4 protein-coding genes are annotated in these 5,382 nt (G+C 70.8%); 1 reads left to right on the top strand and 3 read right to left on the bottom strand.

Annotation, left to right across the window (positions count from 1 at the left end; translation table 11 throughout):
• From MZTS_RS22420 to MZTS_RS22410, 3 genes are all read right to left on the bottom strand, one after another.
• Window positions 1–1,548, bottom strand: a 1,548-nt coding sequence (locus MZTS_RS22420) for a protein-disulfide reductase DsbD domain-containing protein (RefSeq protein WP_192285471.1), incomplete at its 3' end; no start/stop codon positions are given.
• A gap of 310 nt (window positions 1,549–1,858) precedes the next feature.
• Window positions 1,859–2,557 (bottom strand): glutathione S-transferase family protein, encoded by a 699-nt coding sequence (locus MZTS_RS22415; RefSeq protein WP_343068834.1) that lies wholly within the window; start codon window positions 2,555–2,557, stop codon window positions 1,859–1,861.
• A gap of 121 nt (window positions 2,558–2,678) precedes the next feature.
• On the bottom strand, window positions 2,679–4,736 hold the full coding sequence (locus MZTS_RS22410; protein WP_192285472.1) for an NAD(+) synthase: 2,058 nt from the start codon (window positions 4,734–4,736) through the stop codon (window positions 2,679–2,681).
• Window positions 4,737–5,141: 405 nt separating this feature from the next.
• Between MZTS_RS22410 and MZTS_RS22405 the strand changes: the two genes are divergently transcribed.
• Window positions 5,142–5,382, top strand: a 241-nt coding sequence (locus MZTS_RS22405; protein WP_192285470.1) for a hypothetical protein, incomplete at its 3' end; no start/stop codon positions are given.

The raw sequence follows: 5,382 nt of genomic DNA, 5'->3' as shown, positions 1-5,382 counted from the left end.
GGCGAGCGCGCCCTTCAGCACATCCATCCAGGCACCGGGCCGGGGCAGCCAGAGCAAGGCTCGGGGAAACAGCGTCAGCACCAGGAACGGCAAAGCGAGGCCGAGACCGAGGCTGGCGAAGACGAGGAGCGCCGTCGCCGCCGCCTGCGTCAGGGCGAAGCCCACCGCCGCGCCCATGAACGGCGCCGTGCAGGGGGTCGCCACCACGGTCGCCAGCACGCCGGTGAAGAACGAGCCCTGATAGCCCGCCCGCCGGGTCAGCCCGTCGCCGAGCCCGACGATGCCACCGCCGAGATGCACCACGCCCGAGAGGCTGAGACCCATGGCGAACAGCCCGTAGGCGAGGAGCGCCACCACCACCGGCGATTGCAGCTGGAAGCCCCAGCCGATGCCGGCTCCGCTCGCCTTCAGGGCGATCAGCAGCCCGGCGAGCCCGAGGAAGCTCACGAGCACGCCGACGGTATAGGCGAGGCCGTGCCAGCGCACGCGGGTGGCGGATTCGCCCGCCTGCCGCACGAGGCTCAGCACCTTGATCGACAGAACCGGGAAGACGCAGGGCATCAGGTTGAGGATCAGGCCGCCGAGCAGGGCGAGGCCGGCGGCACTCCAGAGGGTCAGACTCTCCTCCTGCGGCGCGGGAACCGCCTCGGCGGCGGGGATGGGCGCCGCTGCCGGCGCGATCGCGGGCTCCGGCCCGAGGGCATAGGCCTTGCGCGCGCCGTCCTCGGCGAAGGCGAGCACGCCGGCCAGGGGCTCGGCGGGAGACTCGGCGGGAGATTTGGCCAGCGCCTTGGCATCGCCCGGCGTCAGGGTGAGGCGCAGGCCGGCGGCCTCGACCGCCCAATCCTGAGGAGCGGCGTTGTCGAGCGCACCCTCGGCATAGGGGAAGAAGGCCACCTCCTTCACCGCCTCGGCGGTGAGGCCGGGCCGGTCGAGCCGCAGCACGAGGCGGTCGCCCTCGCGGCTGGTGCGGAACGGGCCGGGCGCGGCCTCGGGCAGGGCGGCGCGGGCACGGGCGAACAGGGCGGCCTGCCGCGAATCCGCCTCGGCGGAAGCGGCCACCGGCAGATCGAGGCTCAGCTCCGCCGAGCCGGGAATGCAGATCTCCTCGCAGACGAGGTAGGACAGCGTGCCGGACAGCCGCGCCGTGCCGCCGAGCGTGGCGCTCTCAGGCACGGCGAGCGGCACCAGCAGGGTGACCGCCCCCTCGTAGCCGAAATTCATCAGGCCCTGGACCGGGATCCGCTCCGGCACCGGCCATTGCACGGCGCCGGTGGAGAAGCCCTCGGGCAGGCGCCACGCCATCTCCGGCGGCAGGCCGGAATCGCCGGGATTGCGCCAATAGACGTGCCAGCCCGGCTTCATCGCCATGTGCAGGCCGAGCGTCACCGTGCGGCCGGGTACCAGCGCCGTGCTCTCGGAGACGAGGCTCGCCCGCACCAGATCCTTCGCCTTGGCCGCCGTCATCGCCCCTTGCATCGCCCCCTGCGCCGCGGCGAGACCGGGCGCGGCAACAGTCAGGGCGAGGGCGAGAAGAAGGCGGAGCATCGGATGTCCCTGCGGCGGGCCGGTCCCGGCGAGCGGTCCGGCAGGCGCAGGGATAGCAGACCCCGGCCGCGAAAGGAGCCGTGCCCCCCGCGACCTAAGGTCGACAGCCATCTGTTTGATACCAGATCCGCTTTGATCGAAGCGGTTCCCGTCTCGGCAAGCCCGCGCGGCGCCTGAGCGAAGCCCCGATCCGCCATCCCGAAGGGATCAAGCGGATTGGGCAAGCGGATTGGGCATGACGAGACGAGGAGCCGCTTGCGAGCCAAGGCGGGCCTCACCGACGCCAGCCCAGGGGACCTCCGCTCACCGATTACTTGGCCGAGGCGCGCTGAAACGCCGGGCGGCTCCGGCAACGCGTGAGGTAGTCCTGAATGACGGGCGCGTATGTCTCGACGGCCTTGAGGCCTTGGCCGAGTCCGAGGGCGTAGGCGACGGAAATGTCGGCCGCCGTGAAGGCGGATCCCGCCATATAGGCTTGATCTTCGAGGCGGGTTTGGACGGCCTTCAACCGAGACCGGAAGATGGTTCGCGCCGCCTCGACTCCGGGATTCTCCCTCTGGTCTTCAGGCCCCATGAACCAGCTATACGCGACGACCGTCATGGGGCCGGCCAAGCTTGCCTCCCCGAGATGAAGATACTGAAGATAGGAAGGGTAGGAGGCGTCCGAAGGCTGCGGAGCCAGCGGCGTCGGCCCGTGGCGCCCGATGAGATACTCGATGATCGCGATGGATTCGCTGATCGCGACATCGCCATCGGTCAAGAGAGGGATGGATCCGGCCGGATTGAGGCGCATGAACTCGGCATCGGCACGATGGCACGGAAAATCGACCGGGCGGACCTCGTAGGGCAGGCCCATCTCCTCGAGCATCCACAGCACCCGGAGCGAGCGGGTGCGCGGCGCGTGAAACACGGTGATCATGGCAAAGCTCCTGTCACGCCAAGACGGCGGCCAGTAGCGGCCACGGCAACGCTCTGCCAGGGCCTCCTCCCCGGTTTCGAACGGCGGCACGATGCGCGCGGTCCGTCCTCCCTCAGCACGCCCTCACGGCCGGGCCGGTGGGCATCGACCCCGGCGCCGAGAGGGCCCAGGCCTGACACGGAACGATCCCTTCGGGATGGCCCTCCCCGCCTCAGTCCTTCGGCACGTTCCGCTCCAATTCGTCGAGCCAGGCCCGGGCGCTGGCATCGGAGGGGGCACGCCAGTCGCCGCGCGGCGAGAGGGAGCCGCCGGCCGAGACCTTCGGGCCATTGGGCAGGGCCGAGCGCTTGAACTGGCTGAAACGGAAGAAGCGGTCGAGGAAGACGTGAAGCCAGCGCCGGATCTCGGCCAGGTCGTAGGCGGTGCGCTTCGCCGCCGGAAAGTCCGGCGGCCAGTCGCCGGCCGCCGCGTCGCCCCAGGCGTGCAGCGCCAGGAAGGCGATCTTCGAGGGCACGAAACCGTGGCGCAGGGTGAACCAGAGGTTGAAGTCCTGCAGGGCGTAGGGGCCGATCTTGGCCTCGGTGCTCTGCGGCCCCTCGCCTTCCGAGGCCGGCACCAGCTCCGGCGAGATCTCGGTGTCGAGCACCGCCCGGAGGGTGCGGTTCTCCTCCTCACCGAATTGCCCTGACGAAATCACCCAGCGGATCAGGTGCTGGATCAGGGTCTTGGGCACGCCGGCATTGACGCCGTAATGGCTCATCTGGTCGCCGACGCCGTAGGTGCTCCAGCCGAGCGCCAGTTCCGAGAGATCGCCGGTGCCGATCACGATGCCGCCGTGCCGGTTGGCCAGCCGGAACAGGTAATCGGTGCGCAGGCCCGCCTGCACGTTCTCGAAGGTGACGTCGTAGACCGCCTCCCCCCGGCCATAGGGGTGGCCCATATCGGTCAGCATCTGCCGGGCGGCCGGGCGGATGTCGATTTCCTCCGACGTCGTGCCCAGAGCCCGCATCAGGGCGTGGGCGTTGGTCTTGGTCTCGTCGGAGGTGGCGAAGCCCGGCAGGGTGTAGGCCAGGATGTCCTGTCGCGGCAGGCCGAGCCGGTCGAAGGCCTTGGCGACGACGATCAGGGCATGGGTCGAATCGAGCCCGCCGGAGACGCCGATCACCGCCCGCTTGGTGCCCGTCGCCGCCAGCCGCTGGGCGAGGCCCGCCACTTGGATGTTGTAGGCCTCGTAGCAATCCTGCGCGAGGCGGGCCGGATCGGAGGGCACGAAGGGGAAGCGCTCGACCCGCCGCTTCAGGCCGAGATCGCCCTGCGGCGGGTCGAGCCGGAACGACACCGTGCGCCACGGCCGGAGACCGTTCTGGCGGGCGTTGTCGTCGAAGCTGCCGGCCTGGAGCCGCTCCTGCGCGATCAGGTCGAGATCGAGATCGGCCAGGGTCACCACCGGCCCGGCGGGGAAGCGCTCGCCTTCGGCCAGCCGCACGCCGTTCTCGTCGATGCTGGTCTGCCCGTCCCAGGACAGATCGGTGGTGGATTCCCCCGCCCCGGCCGCCGCGTAGACATAGGCGCACAGGCCGCGCATCGAGGCGGCGCGGGTCAGCAATTCGCGGGAATCCGCCCGGCCGACGGTGATCGGGCTGCCGGAGGGGTTGGCGATCACGGTGGCGCCCGCCAGCACCGCCTCCATGCCCGGCGTCTGCGGCACCCAGAGATCCTCGCAGACCTCGATGGCGAGGCGGAAGCGCGGCAGATCCTCGGCGGCGAAGATCAGGTCGGTGCCGAACGGCGCCTCCGCCCCGCCGAGGCGGATCGTCTCGCCGAGGAGCCCTGCGCCGGAGGCGAAATGGCGCTTCTCGTAGAACTCCCGGTAATTCGGCAGGTAGCTCTTCGGGACGACGCCCAGCAGCCGCCCGCCCTGGATCGCCAGGGCGGCGTTGTAGAGCCGGCTGCGCCAGCGCACGGGGGCGCCGACCACGAGGAGCGGGGTCAGCCCGGCGCTCTCCGCCACCAGACGGGCGATGCCCGCCTCCACCGCATCGAGCAGGGCCGCCTGCAGCAGCAGGTCCTCGATGGCGTAGGAGGACAGGCCGAGTTCGGGGAAGACCGCGAGCGCCGCGCCGGCCGCGTGGGCCTGCCGCGCCAGCCTCAGGGTGTCCTCGGCATTGGCCGCCGGGTCGCCCGGATGGCTGCGTCCGGTACAGGCGGCGACGCGGGCGAAGCCGTGCCGGTAGAGGGAGCGGAAGGATTCGGACGAAGGGATCGCCACCGGGTTCTCGAAGCTCGCCTGATACGGCAGGAAACCCTGCCAAGATGTTTTCAACGAACGGTTTTTCGTTCTGCCAGCAGAGGGCTGTCACCGGGCCGCAGGCCCCGTCACAGTTCCTCGAAGACATCCCGCAAAGGTCCAACGGGCTCGACGATATCCGGTTCGCGGCGCGCTTGCACGGCGGGTCCGGCTGAGGCCCGGGGGAGGGGAGGGCAAGCGTTCGTTAACGACGATCCGCCTAACCTGGGGCTCGAACCGCTCCGCAGGAGCCGGACCTTGTTTCGAGTCATCTCTCAGATCATGCGCGCATCGGGACGGCCTCCCTATTCCCATCGTGATCCGTCGCGGCCGAGCCGCGGCGGCGATCGCCTGGATCGCTCGATCGGCGGCCTCGCCCATCGGCTGATGAGCCTGCGCTCCAACCTTGCCCGTCGCATCGCGGGCGCCCCCCCGGCCCCGCCGCGGGCGCTGCCGCATGCCCTGCCTCACCCGGCGCTGCCGCAGCCGGGCATGGAAGGGTTCGAGGCGGGCACGCTCCCGAGCTGGCTGGTGCCGCCGGGCGCGATGCTCGGCCGGGCGCCGCAGGTTCAGGAGGCTTGGCCGCCCGAGGAAGCGGAGGGGCTGTTCGAGAGGCCCGCCCCGACCC

Origin of the sequence: Methylorubrum zatmanii (assembly GCF_014845115.1) — a bacterium.
Taxonomy (GTDB): Bacteria; Pseudomonadota; Alphaproteobacteria; order Rhizobiales; family Beijerinckiaceae; genus Methylobacterium; species Methylobacterium zatmanii.
Note: the sequence above shows the minus strand (reverse complement) of the source record. Positions and strands in the feature narration are given on the sequence as shown.